Consider the following 16,743-nt stretch of genomic DNA (forward strand, 5'->3'; position numbering starts at 1 on the left):
ATTCCGGTGGGGGTCTCTGGTGGTCCCGGGCGAGGCTGTATCCGGCCCGTTCGGGACCACCGGACACCCCCTAAACCGCCGCGCTTGGCCGCCCTGCCCATGGCCCGCTCGATCTCGCGGTCGGCCTCGCGCTTGGCGATGGCCTGGCGCTTGTCGTGGGCCTTGCGGCCGCGGGCGAGCCCCAGCTCCATCTTCGCCCAGCCGTTCTGGAAGTACACCGACAGCGGCACCAGCGTCAGCCCGGTCTCGCCGAGCTTGCCGGTGAGCCGGTCGATCTCACCGCGGTGCAGCAGGAGCTTGCGGATGCGGCGCGGCGGGTGGTTGGTCCACGTCCCGTAGTCGTACTCGGGGATGTGGAAGTTGTGGACGCGGGCCTCGCCGTTGCGCACCTCGGCGAAGGCGTCGACGATGTTGCCCCGGCCCTGGCGCAGGGCTTTGACCTCGGTCCCCGACAGGACCAGACCGGCCTCGTAGGTGTCCAGGATGTCGTAGTCGTGACGGGCCTTGCGGTTGGTGGTCACGACCGTGCGCTCGGGGCCGGAGTGCTTGACTTTCGGCTGCTTCTTCTTGGACACGCGGCAAGTTTAGTGATCGAACGTCCGTGCTGTCGAGCGCTATTGCCGGGGCGGCCTCAACGGCACAGGCACGAGGGCAGGTAGGGCAGCGGGTTGACCGGGTTGCCGCCCTTCCGGACCTCGAAGTGCAGGTGGGCGCCGGTCGAGGTCCCGGTGGTGCCGACCGCCCCGATGCTCTGGTCGCGGCTCACATGCTGGCCGTTGCTGACCGAGATGCTCGACTGGTGGGCGTAGCAGCTGGTCACGCCCCCGCCGTGGCTGATACATGTGAGCATGCCGTAGCCGCCGTTCCAGCCGGCGTAGACCACCGTCCCCGAATCGACCGCGTGGATCGTCGCCCCGTGCCCGGCGGCGAAGTCGGTGCCGCTGTGGAAGCGCTGGGTGCCGTAGATCGGGTGGGTCCGCCAGCCGAAGTCCGAGGACTTCCACCCGTCGACCGGCAGCACGAAGCCCGAACCCGAGCCGCCACCGGACGAGGAGCCCCCGCCCGAGGAGGACGACCCGGAGTCGGCCTCGCGCAGCGCGTCGGCCAGGTCCTCGGATGCTCGCTCGAGCCGGTCGTACTCCGACTGCGCCTCGGACTCGGCGTCCTCGGCCACCGCCAGCGCCTCCTCGCGCTCCCCCACCAGGCGTTCGACCTCGGCGCGGGCGTCCACGGCCTCCTCGTAGCGCTCCTCGGCGTCGGCCAGGGCCTGTTCGGCGGCGGCCTCAGCCTCGGCCGCCTCGGCCTCCGCCACGGTGGCGGTGCCCTCGGCGTTGGAGGCCTCGCGGCGCTTGAGCGTCACGTCCTCGACGGCGATGTTCTTGCCCTCGATCATGAACTCGAGGTACGTCATCCGGTCCAGGGCCTGCGAGGTGTCATCGGAGGACAGGATCGCGTCCACGGTGAGCAGTTCGGCGCCGCGGTAGGTCGCGGTGAACATCTCGGCCCGCGCCTGGCGGGCCTCCTCGACCGCGTCGGCGGCCTCCTCGTACTCCTCCTGGGCCGCTTCGAGCGCCTCGCGGGCCTCCTCGGCCTCGCGCTCGGCCTCGGCGGCCACGGCCTCGGCGGCCGCCACCCGGCCCTCGGCCACGCTCACGTCCTCCTCGGCGCCCGGGAGCAGCGTCTCGGTCTCGGCCAGGGTCTGCCCGGCCTCCTGGACCTCCTCGCCGGCGTCCTCCAGCAGCGAGGCCATGCGGGACTTCTCGCGCTCGACGCGGTCGAGGTCCTCCTGCGTGGGGGCTCCCGCGGCGGGCCCGCTCGCGGCCGCCACTATGAGCACGGCCGCGAGCAGTACACCAATCCGCTTCATGGCACCCGAATTTAGTCGATCTGCGACTCCAATTCGGGTATTTCAGGCGGAATCCGCCTTTCGGGTGACTACACCCGGATGTTGAACCGGAGCGTGATCCAGGCGGTTACGGCGCTGATGACCGCCGAGATCGCCGCCAGGATCGGCAGCAGGAGCAGCACCGAGTTCCACTCCACCGGCGGCATGAGTTGGAACAGGTCCTCGAACTGGCCGTCTATGACGAATATCTTGGAGGCCACCAGCGTCCCGAAGGCGAACAGGGCGCCGATGACGCCGGCGAAGACCGCCTCCAGGACGAACGGGGCCTGCACGAACCAGTTCGGGGCGCCGACCAGTTTCATGATCGCCACCTCGCGGCGCCGCGAATAAGCCGCGACCTGGATGGTGTTGGCCACCAGCATCAGCGCGGCCACGCCCTGGACCAGCGCGACGATGAGCGTCAGCCGCTGCGCGCCGCCGAGGATGTCGAAGACCTGCTGGAGGATCTCCTTCTGGTTGGTGGCCTGGGAGACGCCTTCGCGTTCGGCGTACTCGGCGATCAGCTGGTCGGCGTCGTTGATGTCCTTCAGCTTGACGCGAAAGGCCGGCGGGAGCACCGAGGGGTCGACCGAGGCCACCAGGTCCGGGGACTCCTCGAAGGTGTCCTGGAACCTCTTCCAGGCCTCCTCCTGCGACTCGAACTGGACCTGCGCGACCAGGTCGTTCGACAGCAGATCGGACTCGATCTGGTCGATCTGCTCCTGGGAGATGTCGCGTTCGAGGTAGATGACGACCTCGAGGTTCGTCTGGTAGTACTCCTCGATCACATCGACCTGGTTGTACAGCAGCAGGCCGGCGCCGAGCATGGTCAGCGACACCGCCATGGTGATGATCATGGCGACCGTCATTGAGATGTTGCGCCACAGTCCGAGGAACACCTCGGACATCACGTACTTCGCGCGCATGTGCTCTGTTCTCTGCCTTCCGCTTAGCCGTAGACGCCGCGAGCCTGGTCGCGGATGACCTGGCCGTTCTCGATCTCGATGACGCGGCGGCGCATCTGGTTCACGATGTTGGAGTCGTGGGTGACCATCACGATGGTGGTGCCGGTCCGGCTGATGCGGTCGAGGAGCCGCATGATCTCGATCGAGGTGTCGGGGTCGAGGTTACCGGTGGGCTCGTCGGCCAGCATGATCAGAGGCCGGTTCACGAATGCCCGCGCGACGGCCACGCGCTGCTGCTCGCCGCCGGAGAGCTCGTGCGGGTAGCGGTGCTCCTTGCCGCCGAGGCCGACCAGCTCGAGGACCTCGGGGACGACCCGTCGGGCGACCGACCGGGGCTTGCCGATGACCTCGAGCGCGAAGGCCACGTTCTCGGCGGCGGTGCGGTTCGGCAGCAGCCGGAAGTCCTGGAACACGCAGCCGATGGTGCGGCGGTAGGCCGGCACCTTCCAGCGGCGCAGCTTGGTCACGTCCTTGTCGTTGACGACGACCTTGCCCTTGTCGGGGACCTCTTCGCGCAGCAGGAGCTTGATGATCGTGGACTTCCCCGCGCCGGTCGGGCCGATGAAGAATACGAACTCTCCCTTGTCGATGTGAACGTTGACGTCCTCCACCGACGGACGGTTCGACCGGGGGTAGTGCTTGGTTACGCCCTCGAGCTGAATCACGAGCCGGAGTCTAGCCCTCTCGGCCCCGCGCCGGTCGGGCGGCTCCAGTACATGCGTGGCATACCGTGGCGCTTAGGGCCCATATGTCCCGCCTGTTCGAAGGTAACGAACCGATTTCACCCGAACGGCCGAAACGGTTCTGGTCACAGGGCCCATACGAGTCGCCCGAGCGTGCGCGACCGATCACTTCCGGGCGGTCATTCGGACTTCTCTCCCGACCTGCGCCAGCGGATGCCGGCCTCGAGGAAGCGGTCGATGGCGCCGTCGTAGACGCCCTTGACGTCGGCGGTCTCGAAACCGGTGCGCAGGTCCTTGACCATCTGGTACGGGTGCTCGACGTAGGAGCGCATCTGGTCGCCCCAGGAGGCGGTGGCCGAGCCGCGCAGCTCGTCGACCTTGGCCCGCTCCTCGTCGCGCTTGAGCTGGAGGAGCTTGGCCTTGAGCAGGGCCATCGCGGTGGCCTTGTTCTGGATCTGGCTCTTCTCGTTCTGGCAGGTGACGACCACGCCGGTGGGGATGTGGGTGATGCGCACCGCCGAGTCGGTGGTGTTGACCGACTGGCCGCCGGGCCCGGAGGAACGGTAGACGTCGACGCGGATCTCCTCGTCGGGGACCTCGATCGAGTCGGTCTGCTCCAGGGCGGGCACGACCTCGACGGCGGCGAAGCCGGTCTGGCGGCGGCCCTGGTTGTCGTATTTGCTGATGCGGACCACGCGGTGGGTGCCCTGCTCGACCGAGAGGGTGCCGTAGGCGTAGGGGCCGTTCACGGCGAAGGTGGCCGAGCGGATGCCGGCCTCCTCGGCATAGGAGGTGTCGTAGACCTCGGTGGCGAAGCCGTGGGCCTCGGCCCAGCGCAGGTACATGCGCATCAGCTGCTCGGCGAAGTCGCAGGCGTCGGCGCCGCCGGCACCGGAGCGGACGGTGACCACCGCGTTGCGCTCGTCGTACTTCCCCGACAGCAGCGTGCGCACCTCCAGCTCGTCGATGACCTTGCCGATGTCGGCCAGTTCGGCGCCGGCCTCGCCGCGGGCGGACTGGTCGTCCTCGTCCTCGGCCAGTTCGAACATGACTTCGACGTCGTCGAGGCGGGAGTGCAGGTCGGCGATCTTGTTGAGCTCGGCCTGGACGTAGGAGAGGCGGGAGGTGACCTCTTGGGCGTGCTCGGCGTCGTCCCACAGGCCGGGGTCGGCCGCGGCGGCCTCGAGCTCGCCCTTCTCGCGGCGCAGCGACGGCAGGTCGAGGACCGCCTCGACGCTGGCGAGGGTCGCTTTCAGTTCACGGAGGTCGGCGGATGCATCGTCACTGGTCACAACTGATCAGGGTACGCCTGTATTCGGGCTCATACGAAGCGGGACGCGGGCCATGGGTGGCCCGCGTCCCGTCCCGTTCGTGCGGTGCGGTCGCGAAGGCGACGCCCCCTAGTGCTTGAAGCTAGGAGGTGCGCTTCTTGATCCAATTGACGGCCGCCCGGTGGTAGCCGACGGCGAATTCCATGGCCGCCGAGGCGCCCGGGTCCTCGTCCGCGTAGTCCTTGACCGAGGCGCGGGCCTCGGTCAGGGCCTCCTGGTGCTGTTCCAGGGCGTCGCCGTACATGTCGTCGAGCGTGTCGGCGGCCATGTAGTCGGTGAACGCGGTGCGGAGCGCGACCGGGTCGCGGAGTTGGCCGATTCGGGCCGGCTCGTTGAGCCAGCGGGTGAAGGCGCGCTTGCCGTTGGCGCTGATCGTGTACGGCACCGAAGCGCGCGGGCCCGGCTTGCCGACGCGGACCAGGCCCGCTTCGGCCAGAGCCGGGAGTTCTCGGTAAACCTGCGAGCGTGTCATGGTCCAGTACGGACCGAGGCGACGAGTCGCCTCTGCCATGAGTTGCCCACCTGTCATTGGACCTTCGTGTAGCAAACCCAGCAATGCTGCTGAGGTCGCGTTGAGTTCTTTTCCTGCCATGCCCGACAGGATGCCATGTGGATAGGTTCCTGACAAGTGGACGACTCCAATGTGTCGACTGCACGACACCGATGCGTAGCCAAGTGCGGTACTGCAATTCCTTGCAACCCTTGCGAATCGGTCGTTACCACTCAGGAGATGGGAACGCGTGTTTGCAGAATACCAAAGGTGTGATCCCGATCGCGACCGCAGTTTCGCAATACCCGGTGTCGCGCTCTAGTTACGCAGCATTATCGACTGTCGCCATCGCATTCAGTTGCCCGGCATGCGCGAGCCGATGAGGTCTCCTCCGGGGAAGTCGTCGCCCGAACTACCCTCATTGGAGTCGTCTGCGCCATTCTCGCCCTCCGAACCGGACAAGTCATCCGTTTCAGTTGCGTCTGGTGCGCTATCAGCCTCCGGGCCCTCGGCGGTGGGGGCGTCGGTGCCCTCTTCCGAGGGAGCCTCGGACGGCTCCGGAGACGGCCCGTCGGACTCGCCGGCGGTCGGGTCCTCCTCGGCGCTCTCGGAGGTGCCGGGCTCGTCGGCGACGTCCTCCCCGCCTCCGGTCTCGCCCCTGGGGAGGGCGAAGAGGACGATCGCGGCGATCGCGGCCAGGCCGAGCGCGCCGGCCCCGGCCAAGGCGAGCCCGCGGCGGCGCCGCGACGGCGGTTCGGGCGCCTCGAGGATGTCGTCGAGCAGGCTCTCGCCGGCGGCGGGGGTGACCGGCGAGTATTCGACCGCGGAGGTCGCCTCCCGGTCCCGCAGCCCCGGCTCCACCGGAGCGGAGGCCTGCTCGGACAGCCGCGGCGCGAGTCGGCGCAGTTCGGCGGCGATGCCGTCGAGGTCGCCGCGCCGCTTCGGGTCGAGCGCCAGGAGGGTCTCCACGACCTCCCACAGCTCGGCGTCGACTGCGGCGGGCTTGACCGGGATCTTGGTCATGTGGCGGTCGAGCACATCGGTGATCGAGCCGCCCCGGTAGGCGCTGCGGGCGGTGACGGCCTCGTACAGGACCAGGCCGAGCGCGTAGCTGTCGATGCCGGGGCAGGCCGACTCGCCAGCGGCGACCTCCGGGGCGGTGTACTCGGGGGTGCCGTGGGAGGGGGTGGTGGTCGAGCCGGCCGGGCGGGCGATGCCGAAGTCGATGAACTTGACGCCGTCGGAGGTGAGCATGAGGTTCCCGGGCTTGATGTCGCCGTGGAGGTAGCCGGCGCGGTGGACCGCGGCGATGGTCTCGGCGGCCGAGGCGCAGCGCCTGGCGGCCTCGGCCTGCGACATCGGCCCGCCCTGACGCAGGTACTCGCGCAGGTCGGGGCCCTCGAGGTGCTCCAGGACGACCGCCAGGACCTCGTCGGTGACGATGAAGTCGCGGACGCCGACCACGCCGGGGTGGTCGATGGCGTTGAGGATCTCGGCCTCGGCGAAGAAGCTCTCGACGATCTCGGTCTCGCCGCGCAGCTCCCCGCGCAGGACCTTGACGGCGACGGCCTCGCCGGTGACCCTGTCGACTCCGCGCCACACGATGCCGACCGCGCCGCGCGCGATCTCGGACTGAAGGACGAAGCGATCGGCCAGGACGGTTTCCATGACGCCTCCTCGGGGCTGGCGTTGGGAGCCTTCGCCATTCCAATGTATGCTCGACGTCCGAGCAGGTCAGGGTGGTGACTCCAGGGTGGCACGATCCCGGGATACATGGCTTCGGGGCCGCCCGGGCGGGGCGCGCGGCTCGCAAGTCGGCGCTGAACAGCCCTTTCGCGCGGGCGTGAGCGAAATCTACGGTCGCATCTCGTGACCTGCCAACCACTACACTTGCGCGCATGTCCCTCGAACGGCCATGCTTCAAACAGAAAGCCGAATCCCGGTCTGAGCTCAGTGGTGATCGCCTGTGACCGAACTACGCTGGCGCTACGGCGCCGCCACCGACGTGGGCAGAGTGCGCGACCTCAACGAGGACTCACACCTCGCTTCGCGGCGCCTGCTCGCGGTCGCTGACGGCGTCGGCGGCGCCGCCGCCGGCGAGGTCGCCAGCGGCGTGACCATCGCCGAGGTCACGCGCCTGGCCCGCCGCCCGCCGGTGGAGGCCGAGACCGAGCTCGGGGAGGTCGTCGAGGCCGCGCGAGACCGCATCCGCGCGGCCGTGGCCGAGAACCCCGAGTCCGAGGGCATGGCGACGACCCTCACCGGCCTGTGGTTGGGCGACGACTCGGTCGACATCGTCCACATAGGCGACTCCCGCGCCTACCAGCTGCGCGGCGAGGACTTCGTCCAGGTCACCGTAGACGACTCGTACGTGCAGCACCTGGTCGACGAGGGCGCGATCACCCCTGACGAGGCGCAGGACCACCCCTACAAGTCGGTGGTGACCCGCGTGCTCCAGGCCAACCCCGCCCCGGCGCATTTCGAGACCCGCCCGGCCAAATTGGGCGACCGGTACATGCTGTGCTCGGACGGGCTGACGGACGTGGTCGACGACACGGCGATCGAGTCGGTGCTGCGGGACTTCGCCGAGCCGCAGTCGGCCGCCGACGAACTGGTGCGGCTGGCCCTGGAGCAGGGCGGCCCGGACAACGTGACGGTCGTGGTCGGGGACGTGTCGGAGCGACAGCGGTTCCCGCGCTGGCCGTGGTTCACCGCCGCGACCGTGGCGGTCCTGGCGGTCGCGGCGGTCTTCATCGGCCTGGCCCTGCGAAACTGACAGGGACACGGGCTCAGCGATTTGCATTGCCCGCCCTGCCACTACGGCTTATTCGGCCCTGGCGTGCTCGTAGCCCTCACCGCTGGGGTAGGTGAGCACGAGTGTGTCGGCCTCGGCGTCGTACTCGAGGTCGATGGTGATGTCGCTGTCGTCGAGCTCAGCGCCGTCTTCGACTATGACGCCCTGGAAGACGGCCGAGCCGTCGGCCGCGAAGAGGATCTCGCCCTCGTGCGGCCCGCGCTGGCTCGCGAACGAGTTCAGTGTGGCGGAGCCGTCCTCGGCCACGGTCAATTTCGAGCCGTGGTATCCGACGTCCTCGACATCGGCCTCCCAGGTGCCGACGAGGGACTCGAGCAGGGTGTCGTCATCCTGCTCTTCGGCCTGCGGGTTCTCAGTAGAGGCGGCCTCCTCGTCGGCGGCCGATTCGGTGGTCTCACTGTCGTCCGAGGCCGGCTCGTCCTCGGCGGTGCAGGCGGCCAGGCCGATCGCGACCGCACCGGCGGCGGCGAGTGCGGCGAAGCGGGCGGGCAATCTCATGATTCGCTCCAGATCTGTTGGGATGCGATCTCCTCCCGCAATAGAAACTACGGACCGCCCGCAACCTCAGTCGAGGGGCAGCCCGACGTAGGCCCCGGCCGTGCGCGCGGTGTAGTCGAAGAAGGCCCCGCTGTCGGCGGTGACGTTGTTGAAGTGCCCGTGGAGTTCGAACGAGAGGACCCCGATCACGCGGTTCCAGGCCTGGATCAGGCGGGCGACCTCCTCGACGGTGGACTCCGCTTCCGGAATCAATCGAGTGAGCTCCTCCTCGATGGCCCCGGGCGGGCAGGCCGGGGCGTCGGGCAGCGAGAGCAGCCCGGCCGCCTTGGCGTCGGTGATGATGCGCGCCAGGCACAACGCCATGCGCCCGGCCGGACCGATGGTGTCCTCGGGAGCGGCGTACCCGGGCACCGGGGTGCCGTAGAGCAGCGCGAACTCGTGGCGGTTGTCCAAGGCCCACCGGCGGACCGCCCGCCAGGTGCCCATCCACCGCTCCCCCGGCTCGGCGCCGGGGTCGTCGCCGCGCTCGGCGGCCACGCCGAGCTCGTTGTAGGACTCGATGATGAGCGCGGTCAGCAGCTCATCGCGGCTGGAGAAGTAGCGGTAGATCGCGGATGAGGCCATTTCGAGCTCGCGGGCGACGGCCCGCAAGGACAGCGCCGAGGCCCCGACCTCAGCGAGCTGGCGCCTCGCGGCGGCCAGGATCTCCCTGGTGAGCTCGTCACGAGCGCGCTGGCGGGCAGTTCTCGGTGCACTCATGCGACCAGTGTACATAAATGAGAGCGCCGCTCTTGCGGTCATCTCGGCATCATGAGATCATCGATCCATACCAAGATCACTGATCTCTAATAAGAACATCGACCGCAGGAGCGATCATGCACCCTCACGCTGCCGATTCCGCCTTGAGAGGGCGGCGTCCTACCTCCCGGACGAAGGCGGGTGCCATCGGCATGGCCATCGCCGGCATCCTCTTCACCGTCTACGAGACCGCGGCCCCGCGCGCGGACCAGACCACCCTCGATGGCGCCGCCTCCTGGGCCTCGACCGGCTGGGCCGTCGGCCACATCGCCGCCATCATCGGACTCGCCCTCATCCCCCTGGCCTGGGGCGCCCTGCGCGGGCACCTCGATGGGACACCATTGGAGAAGCCCGCGTCCCTCGCGGCGGCCATCGGCTACATGGGATCGGCGCTGTCCATCTCCTACTACGGCGCCGAGACATACGGGCTCAAGGCGATCGGCGAGCGGGCCGTCGCCGAGGGCGACGCGGGACTCACCGAGGTCGGCGAGGCGTTCCGCATGGACGCGACCGCGGTGACCGTCTTCGGTGTCGGCTTGGTACTCATAGCGGTCGCCGCGATCCTGGCCGCCTCGGTCGTGTGGCGCTCAGGAACGATGAACCGCTGGAGCGCGGTGCCGATGGCCGTGGCGATGGTCTCCTATCTCCCGCACTTCTACCTGCCGCATCCGGCGCGGATCGCCTGGGGCGCACTGGTGACCGTGAGCGCGCTGTGGATCGCCGCCGAGCTGTGGCGGGCGGCGCGATCCGGAGATCGCACCGCACCGAGAGCCTAGCGCTCCAGTGCTCGCGCCTCCCGAAAGGCGTGGTCATCCGGAGATTGCGCCTCGCTGCGGACTCAGCGATCCGAAGATCGCGCCTTTGCTGCGGCTCTAGCGAGGAAGGGCGGGCGGCCGGCTGGGTGCCGGCCGCCCGCGATTTCCTTCGCGAAGGGGCTCTTGCAGGAGCCGCGCGCGGAGGCCTCCGCGCGCGGTCTTGTCTGGCGACTCCCGGGATTCCCACTTCGGCCGCCGTCCTGCAAGAGCCGGTACCTATGAGCACCTAACTCGAGTTGGCCTTTTTGCCATACAACAATCACAGGATCCAGTCTGAACCGCAAGGGAATCTTGCCGCCTGTGGATAACCCTGTTGACAACCTGTTCATCGGCTTCTTTCGAGGCATGAGACAACTTAGTCCACGCCGGAATACCGTGAATATCCGATATGTCAGGCCGACAGGGCGACGCCGTCCAGGATGTCGTGCTCGCTGATCAGGACGCTCTCGGCCTCGACACGCTCCATGATGGTCCGCAGCACCAGCGCGCCGCCGTAGATGACGTCGGCCCGGCCCGGGTGCATCACCGGGATCGCCAGGCGCTGGTCGTGGTCGGTGCCGGCCAGGTCGGCGGTGACCTTGGCGACTTGCTCGTATGTCACGCGGGAGCCGTCGATCGCGTCGGCGTCGTAGGCGGGCAGGTCGAGCGCCATCCCGGCGATAGTGGTGGCGGTGCCGGCCACGGCGACCAGTTCCACCGCGGCGCGATCGGGGTCGGCCACGGCCAGCGCGCGGTCGGTGACGGAGCGGATGTCGGCCACCGCGGCCATGGTCTCGGAGGCGGTCGGCGGGTCGGTGCGCAGGTGGCGCTCGGTCATGCGCACGCACCCGACGTCGACCGAGATGGCCTCGAGGACTTCGCTGGAGCGGCCGCGCACGAATTCGGTCGAGCCGCCGCCGATGTCGACCAGGAGCCGCTGCCCGTCGAGCTCCGGCAGCGTGGCGACCGCGCCGGTGAAGGAGAGCCGGGCCTCCTCGTCGCCGGAGATGACCTCCGGTGCGACGCCGAGGACCGATTCGACCATGGACGTGAACTCTTCGGCGTTCGCGGCGTCGCGGCTGGCCGAGGTCGCGGTCATGCGGACGGCCTCGGCGCCGTGCTCGCGGATCTGAGCGGTGTAGTCGGCCAGCGCGGCGCGGGTGCGTTCGAGCGCGGCCGGAGCGAGCCGTCCGGTGTCGTCGACGCCTTCGCCGAGACGGACTATCTCCATGCGGCGCACGATGTCGTGGAGCCGGCCGTCGGCGTCGATGTCGGCTATGAGCAGGCGGATCGAGTTGGTGCCGCAGTCGATGCCGGCCACTCGCCTGGTTCCGGTGTTCATTCGGCGCCATCCCTTGGGTCGTCTGAGGTATCGGTCGCGCAGCTGCCGTTCTTCCACCACTCCGGCAGCCGTTCGATGGTCTCGTCGCCGAACGGGTCGACGCCCGGTCCGGCGGCGAGCGCGTGTCCGGCCAGGGCGTGCAGGCATTTGACGCGGTCGGGCAGGCCCCCTGCCGAGACGCCCTCGATCTCGGGCACTCGGCCGAGCTTCGCGCGGCGGGCGAGGTAGTCTTCGTGGGCGCGGCAGTGGGCCGCGGCCAGTTCCTCGTCGGCTTCGAGCCGCTCGTTCATCTCCCTCATGACGCCGCCGCCTTCGAGCCTGCCGATGGCCGAGGCGGCTTTAGGGCAGGTCAGGTAGTAGGTGGTGGGGAACGGGGACCCGTCGGGCAGGCGCGGCTCGGTCTCGATGACCGCGGGCCGACCGCAGGGGCAGCGCCAAGCGACCGCGTGCGCACCGCGGATCGGGCGCCCGAGTTGGGCGGAGACGGCCTCGGCGTCGGCCTCGGTCACCGGCTGAGGCTCCTGCGGCCAAGAGTCGGGTTTCAATCCTGTGCTTCCTCGGTGTCGTCGGGTTCGAGCTGGTCGGCGTCTTCAAAGGTATCGGCCAGGTCGTCGTACCACGGCCGGTCGGACTCGGTCTCCTCGTCGTCGGCGCCGGGCCGGGTCGGGTCCTCTTCGTCGATGACGATCACCAGGTCCTCGCCCGGTTCGACCAGGAGGAGGCTGGAGCGGATCTGGGCCTTGATGTATTCGGGGTCGTCCCATTTGGCCCGCTCGGCCTCGAGCTCGGCGATGTCGCCGCGCTGCTCGGCCTGCTCGGTCTCGAGCCGGTTGATCTCGATGCGCTGCTCGACATAGGTGCGCAGGGGGTAGGCGTAGGCGAGCGCGAGGGCCGACAGGACCAGTGCCACGACGGCGGCGCGGCGGGAGATCCGCCGCTGGGGGCGGACGCGGACCCGTTTGACGCTGGGGCGAGAAGTCGTCGCCCCGGGGGCCGTCCGCCGGGCGGCACGGGTGCGACCGGGACCGGTCGATCGTGCTCCGGGGCGGTTGGGTCGTCGGCTGGCGCTCACGGCCCCAGCCTAGTCGATCCGGGGATGATCGAGGCTCCCGCGCCGGTCGGCGCGGGAGCCTTCGAGTCGGTGCCTTAGGCCTTGAACTTGGGGAAGGCGCCGGCGCCGGCGTAGCGGGCGGCGTCGTCGAGGTCTTCCTCGATGCGCAGCAGCTGGTTGTACTTGGCGACGCGCTCGCTGCGGGCGGGGGCGCCGGTCTTGATCTGGCCGGTGCCCATGGCGACGGCCAGGTCGGCGATGGTGGTGTCCTCGGTCTCGCCGGAGCGGTGGCTCATCATGCAGCCGAATCCGGCGCGGTGGGCCATCTCGACCGCGTCGGTGGTCTCGGTGAGCGAGCCGATCTGGTTGACCTTGACCAGCAGGCCGTTGGCGGCCTTCTCCTCGATGCCGCGGCGCAGGCGCTCGGGGTTGGTCACGAACAGGTCGTCGCCGACGATCTGGACCTTGTCGCCGACGGCGGCGACCAGGGTCGACCAGCCGCTCCAGTCCTCTTCCGCGAGCGGGTCCTCCATGGAGACGATCGGGTAGGCGCCGAGGAGCTCCTCGTAGTAGGCGCTCATCTGCTCGGCGGTGCGCTTCTCCCCCTCGAAGACGTAGGCGCCCTCGGAGTAGAACTCGGTGGCGGCGGCGTCGATGGCGAAGGCGATGTCGGTGCCGAGCTTGTAGCCGGCCTTCTCGATCGCGACGCTGATGAGGTCGAGCGCGGCGCGGTTGGACTCGAGGTTGGGGGCGAAGCCGCCCTCGTCGCCGAGGCCGGTCGACAGGCTCTTCTCCTTGAGGACGGACTTGAGGGCGTGGTAGGTCTCGGCTCCCCAGCGCAGCGCCTCTTTGAAGGTGGGGGCGCCGATGGGGGCGATCATGAACTCTTGGATGTCCACGTTGGAGTCGGCGTGGGAGCCGCCGTTGAGGATGTTCAGGCACGGTACCGGCAGCAGGTGGGCGTTGGGTCCGCCGACGTAGCGGTAGAGGGGCAGGTCGGCGGAGTCGGCGGCGGCCTTGGCGACGGCGAGGGAGACGCCCAGGATGGCGTTGGCGCCGAAGTTGGACTTGTCGGGGGTGGCGTCGGCGTCGAGGAGGGCCTGGTCGATCAGGCGCTGCTCGGAGGCTTCCCGGCCGACGATGGCGTCGCGGATCGGGCCGTTGACGTTGTCGACGGCCTTCTCGACGCCCTTGCCGAGGTAGCGGCCCGGGGCCTTGTCGCGCAGTTCGAGGGCCTCGAAGGCGCCGGTCGAGGCGCCGGAGGGCACGGCCGCCCGCTGGAGAGTGTCGTCGTCGAGCGAGACCTCCACCTCGACGGTCGGATTGCCGCGGGAGTCGAGGATCTCCCTTGCCCAGATTTCTTCAATTGCAGCCACTGTCACTCCTGAAATAGCCGAATCTGACTTACGGCCCTGTTACGCGGCCGTGTCTCGAGGATTTCGGCCGACCCGACACTGCGTCGGCCACAGCTCCTTAGCGTACGCCCCGGCGGGTCGACGCCGCGCTATAAGGTGTAGTCGTACCTCAGATGAGACACCTGTGCTAGGCGTGTCCCCTCGATGCGGCGAGCATCATCAGACGCCCGGCACGCAGGGAAATGGAGCCCCATGCCCAAGCGGAACCCCCTTAGCCGTTGTGCTGCGCTCGGCGCGGTGGTGGTGCTCGCCCTGGCCGGTTGCAACGGGGAAGTCGGCCCGAACGGCGACGAGGCGCCCGAGGACCGACTCGCGCTCACCGAGCTCGGCGACCGCCTCGACGGCGCGGTCGAGCACGCCTATACCGCCGAGTATCTGGCGGAGGGCACCGACAAGATGGTCACGGTGGCGGTCGATCCCGATGGGGGCCGGGCCGTGGTCGTGGTCGGCGACGAGGTCGAGATGTGGTCGGAGACCGACACCCAGGAGTTGTCGACGTGGCTCGGCGGGCAGTTGACCGGGATGCTGCCCTCGGGCGAGGAGATCGCCGAGTGGCTGAGTGCGACCTCCGACGACCCCTCGGCGAGCGCCGAGTTCTCCGACACCACGCTCGCCGGGGAGCTGGCCGACTGCGTCGCCGTGACCGGCGCGACGGACTCTCCGGTGGGCGTCTTCGAGGTGTGCGTGACCACGGTGGGCGTCATCGCGAGCGTCACCGCCGAGGTCGACGAGACTTCCTACACCACCAAACTGGTCGACTACCACGACGGCGTGGACGCCACCTGGCTGGACGAGCTGGAGCCCGGCGCCGCCCATACCCACCGGTAACCGGAGGACGCGGGCTCGGACCGCACGTTAGAGTCGCTCGGTGGGCCGGGCCCGTGCGCACGGGGGTACGCCGCCAGAGGCGTCAGCGCCGCCCGGCCCACTCCGTACGCCCAGCCTGAAGTAGGCCGCGTCACAAGCGATATCCCCGTGGAAGAGCCCCCGATCGGTCAGGTAAGCTTGTCGACGTTGCCGCACCGCAGGGCGCGAGAACAAGGCCAAGCTCCCGTCGTCTAGGGGCCTAGGACGCCGCCCTCTCAAGGCGGAAACGGCAGTTCGAATCTGCTCGGGAGTACAAGTAAATCCGCAGCTCGTAGCCTCGACCATGTCGGGGCTACCATGCTATCAGGACCCTGTGGGGGTGCCCAGGGGGCAGGATTCATCGCCATTTTTCGCCAACCACCGTCAAGTTGTGCCAGATTTTGGCCGCCCCCACACGTTAGGCCCAGTCAATCTAAACACCAGCCTGTGACGTCAACCTCACCACCTACGCAACTTGTCGCCGAGGAGTGGAACCGCCTGGAACTCCTTCTCACGAGGTAGCCAGAAAGGCGACGGGCGGGATGCCCCCGCCCTTCGCTGAACAGAACCCTTGCGCCTGCGCAGCCGTCACGACCGCGGAGTCATACGGATGGCAAGCGCCCCGAGCGCTTCGCGCTCAGTGGAGTACAGGTCGCGAAGCCCCACGATCTGGGCACTCATGTCGAGGTTCGGGTTGATGTCGCTTTCCTGCTCGTAGCGGTACACCTCATCGAAATCGGTATAACGGTCGATGCGCTCCACTGTCATGACGAGCTCCGTGCCCTCGCAGTTGAATACGATGTCGTCACCGGGGAGAATTGCGCGGCTCTTCTCGTCCGCGACGCGTACCTCCGTGACCTTGAGACCCGACTTCAAGAGGCTGAACGGCTCGGGATGCAGGCCCATCCGGTGGACCTGTGGTTGCGGACGTTGATACTCTGTCCAGCCGGTATCCGGGCCCCAGTGGAGGATTCGCCCACCCCACAGCCAAACCTGGTCAACGCCTTCAGGCAGCTTCGGGGCAGCGGTCGGCAGGGGCTCTGGGCCTTCGAGGTGGTGCATGAGCGCGTAGTACGCCTGGAAGTCGCCGTGCCAGGTCGGTGCTAGAAGGGCGTGCCGCTCAGTGAACGTCGAGGCCAGCAGCTTCGCGGGAACGTCGTCAGCGAGCATGAGTGCCTTTTCACACCAGGTCACCACGATGTTCATGTCGCGGTCCCAGGAGCCGCCGAACGCGTTGAGTAGCGTGATGCTCGCTTCCTTGCCGGGTTTGACCGGACTGCTGCGTCGTGCGTAGATGATGCCGAGCCGGGCGATCTTGTCGGAGACCGGGTCGTACGGGTTGTCCATGAACCCTTGGACAGTCGACTGGCCAGCGGCCTCGGCATCTTTGAGGATCGCGGGAAGCTGGGCTCGGGCTTCCCTGATATCGGTCACCCGGGTGAGCTCGATAGCCCAGTCGTATCCCAGCCCTGGTGCCGGGACGAACATGCCCTGCCGGTTGAGTCGAACCGACTGATTGACACTGTTCTTGTCGGCATCGCGGACAACCTCGACCCCGGCAGCGGATTTTTCGAGCCACATGATCCGGAGGTCGGGCATGCTTCCGCTGGAGTTGTCGTCGTGCTGCTCGACCGGCGCGGCGACGAATCGCTCCAGGTAGGCGCGTACCTCCGCCTCGAACGAGTCCAGCTTCTTCAGCTTCTTACCCTGCTGCTTCGTCACGGCGTTCCTCCCGGTCCTGCAAGTGATGTGGTTGCGGACGCTTCGCATGAGAGGTCTACCAGACGCGAGCAATGGGAGTCGAATCGATTACCCGACAGTGCTCAAGGG

At 68.5% G+C, this 16,743-nt stretch carries 16 protein-coding genes, 1 tRNA gene and 1 pseudogene; 4 read left to right on the forward strand and 14 right to left on the reverse strand.

Annotated features, from left to right (window positions below; all coding sequences use genetic code 11):
- Positions 1-83: 83 nt before the first annotated feature.
- The 7 genes and pseudogenes from smpB to JFB92_RS02820 form a co-directional block, all read right to left on the reverse strand.
- Positions 84-575 (reverse strand): annotated as a pseudogene (smpB, locus tag JFB92_RS02790) (SsrA-binding protein SmpB); the annotation flags it as partial.
- A 56-nt stretch (positions 576-631) separates the two neighbouring features.
- Positions 632-1,867 (reverse strand): M23 family metallopeptidase, encoded by a 1,236-nt coding sequence (locus JFB92_RS02795; RefSeq protein WP_199034655.1) that lies wholly within the window; start codon positions 1,865-1,867, stop codon positions 632-634.
- Between the two features lie 68 nt (positions 1,868-1,935).
- Positions 1,936-2,811: a permease-like cell division protein FtsX gene (gene ftsX / locus JFB92_RS02800; protein WP_199034657.1), complete on the reverse strand. Its 876-nt coding sequence runs from the start codon at positions 2,809-2,811 to the stop codon at positions 1,936-1,938.
- A gap of 23 nt (positions 2,812-2,834) precedes the next feature.
- Complete coding sequence (gene ftsE, locus JFB92_RS02805) at positions 2,835-3,515, reverse strand: cell division ATP-binding protein FtsE (RefSeq protein ID WP_199034658.1); 681 nt, start codon at positions 3,513-3,515, stop codon at positions 2,835-2,837.
- 197 nt (positions 3,516-3,712) lie between these two features.
- Complete coding sequence (gene prfB / locus JFB92_RS02810; protein WP_199034659.1) at positions 3,713-4,825, reverse strand: peptide chain release factor 2; 1,113 nt, start codon at positions 4,823-4,825, stop codon at positions 3,713-3,715.
- Between the two features lie 121 nt (positions 4,826-4,946).
- Positions 4,947-5,456, reverse strand: coding sequence for a PadR family transcriptional regulator (locus tag JFB92_RS02815; protein WP_199034660.1), 510 nt, complete (start codon positions 5,454-5,456; stop codon positions 4,947-4,949).
- A gap of 252 nt (positions 5,457-5,708) precedes the next feature.
- Positions 5,709-7,022, reverse strand: coding sequence for a protein kinase domain-containing protein (locus JFB92_RS02820; protein WP_199034661.1), 1,314 nt, complete (start codon positions 7,020-7,022; stop codon positions 5,709-5,711).
- A 298-nt stretch (positions 7,023-7,320) separates the two neighbouring features.
- On the opposite strand from JFB92_RS02820, the gene JFB92_RS02825 reads away from it, so the two are divergent.
- Complete coding sequence (locus JFB92_RS02825) at positions 7,321-8,130, forward strand: PP2C family protein-serine/threonine phosphatase (RefSeq protein WP_199034662.1); 810 nt, start codon at positions 7,321-7,323, stop codon at positions 8,128-8,130.
- A 48-nt stretch (positions 8,131-8,178) separates the two neighbouring features.
- On the opposite strand, the gene JFB92_RS02830 is transcribed toward JFB92_RS02825, so the two are convergent.
- Together JFB92_RS02830 and JFB92_RS02835 are read right to left on the reverse strand one after the other, a co-directional pair.
- On the reverse strand, positions 8,179-8,667 hold the full coding sequence (locus JFB92_RS02830) for a hypothetical protein (RefSeq protein WP_199034663.1): 489 nt from the start codon (positions 8,665-8,667) through the stop codon (positions 8,179-8,181).
- Positions 8,668-8,733: 66 nt separating this feature from the next.
- The gene (locus JFB92_RS02835) at positions 8,734-9,426 is read right to left on the reverse strand and encodes a TetR/AcrR family transcriptional regulator (RefSeq protein WP_199034664.1); all 693 of its coding nucleotides are present in this window, start codon (positions 9,424-9,426) and stop codon (positions 8,734-8,736) included.
- A 191-nt stretch (positions 9,427-9,617) separates the two neighbouring features.
- Between JFB92_RS02835 and JFB92_RS02840 the strand changes: the two genes are divergently transcribed.
- Entirely contained in the window at positions 9,618-10,241 is a 624-nt protein-coding gene (locus tag JFB92_RS02840; RefSeq protein WP_199034665.1) for a hypothetical protein, read from the forward strand.
- 430 nt (positions 10,242-10,671) lie between these two features.
- Here JFB92_RS02840 and JFB92_RS02845 read toward each other — a convergent pair whose 3' ends face one another.
- The 4 genes from JFB92_RS02845 to eno all read right to left on the reverse strand — a co-directional run bounded on the left by JFB92_RS02845 (position 10,672) and on the right by eno (position 14,028).
- Complete coding sequence (locus tag JFB92_RS02845; protein WP_199034667.1) at positions 10,672-11,601, reverse strand: Ppx/GppA phosphatase family protein; 930 nt, start codon at positions 11,599-11,601, stop codon at positions 10,672-10,674.
- A complete protein-coding gene (locus JFB92_RS02850; protein ID WP_199034669.1) occupies positions 11,598-12,110 on the reverse strand; it encodes a DUF501 domain-containing protein in 513 nt (170 codons plus the stop codon). The genes JFB92_RS02845 and JFB92_RS02850 overlap by 4 nt, the downstream gene beginning before the upstream one ends.
- A 32-nt stretch (positions 12,111-12,142) precedes the next feature.
- Positions 12,143-12,673, reverse strand: a complete 531-nt coding sequence (locus tag JFB92_RS25190; protein WP_199034671.1) for an FtsB family cell division protein — start codon at positions 12,671-12,673, stop codon at positions 12,143-12,145.
- 74 nt (positions 12,674-12,747) lie between these two features.
- Positions 12,748-14,028 carry a phosphopyruvate hydratase gene (eno, locus tag JFB92_RS02860; protein ID WP_199034672.1) on the reverse strand — a complete coding sequence of 427 codons (1,281 nt, stop codon included), beginning with the start codon at positions 14,026-14,028 and terminating at the stop codon, positions 12,748-12,750.
- A 231-nt stretch (positions 14,029-14,259) separates the two neighbouring features.
- Here eno and JFB92_RS02865 point away from each other — a divergent pair, with 231 nt between their 5' ends.
- Positions 14,260-14,895: a hypothetical protein gene (locus JFB92_RS02865; RefSeq protein WP_199034673.1), complete on the forward strand. Its 636-nt coding sequence runs from the start codon at positions 14,260-14,262 to the stop codon at positions 14,893-14,895.
- A 219-nt stretch (positions 14,896-15,114) separates the two neighbouring features.
- Positions 15,115-15,187 (forward strand) — tRNA-Glu (locus JFB92_RS02870).
- Positions 15,188-15,501: 314 nt separating this feature from the next.
- On the opposite strand, the gene JFB92_RS26445 is transcribed toward JFB92_RS02870, so the two are convergent.
- Complete coding sequence (locus JFB92_RS26445; protein WP_199034674.1) at positions 15,502-16,635, reverse strand: ASCH domain-containing protein; 1,134 nt, start codon at positions 16,633-16,635, stop codon at positions 15,502-15,504.
- Between the last annotated feature and the right edge of the window lie 108 nt (positions 16,636-16,743).

The sequence above is a fragment of the Glycomyces salinus genome (genome assembly GCF_016428645.1).
Classification (GTDB): Bacteria; Actinomycetota; Actinomycetes; order Mycobacteriales; family Micromonosporaceae; genus Glycomyces; species Glycomyces salinus.

Coding starts and splice junctions, on each gene's coding strand:
- JFB92_RS02795 (WP_199034655.1), bottom strand. CDS start 1,867: ATGAAGCGGATTGGTGTACTGCTCGCGGCCGTGCTCATAGTGGCGGCC.
- ftsX (WP_199034657.1), bottom strand. CDS start 2,811: ATGCGCGCGAAGTACGTGATGTCCGAGGTGTTCCTCGGACTGTGGCGC.
- JFB92_RS02815 (WP_199034660.1), bottom strand. CDS start 5,456: ATGGCAGGAAAAGAACTCAACGCGACCTCAGCAGCATTGCTGGGTTTG.
- JFB92_RS02820 (WP_199034661.1), bottom strand. CDS start 7,022: ATGGAAACCGTCCTGGCCGATCGCTTCGTCCTTCAGTCCGAGATCGCG.
- JFB92_RS02830 (WP_199034663.1), bottom strand. CDS start 8,667: ATGAGATTGCCCGCCCGCTTCGCCGCACTCGCCGCCGCCGGTGCGGTC.
- JFB92_RS02835 (WP_199034664.1), bottom strand. CDS start 9,426: ATGAGTGCACCGAGAACTGCCCGCCAGCGCGCTCGTGACGAGCTCACC.
- JFB92_RS02840 (WP_199034665.1), top strand. CDS start 9,618: ATGGCCATCGCCGGCATCCTCTTCACCGTCTACGAGACCGCGGCCCCG.
- JFB92_RS02845 (WP_199034667.1), bottom strand. CDS start 11,601: ATGAACACCGGAACCAGGCGAGTGGCCGGCATCGACTGCGGCACCAAC.
- JFB92_RS02865 (WP_199034673.1), top strand. CDS start 14,260: ATGCCCAAGCGGAACCCCCTTAGCCGTTGTGCTGCGCTCGGCGCGGTG.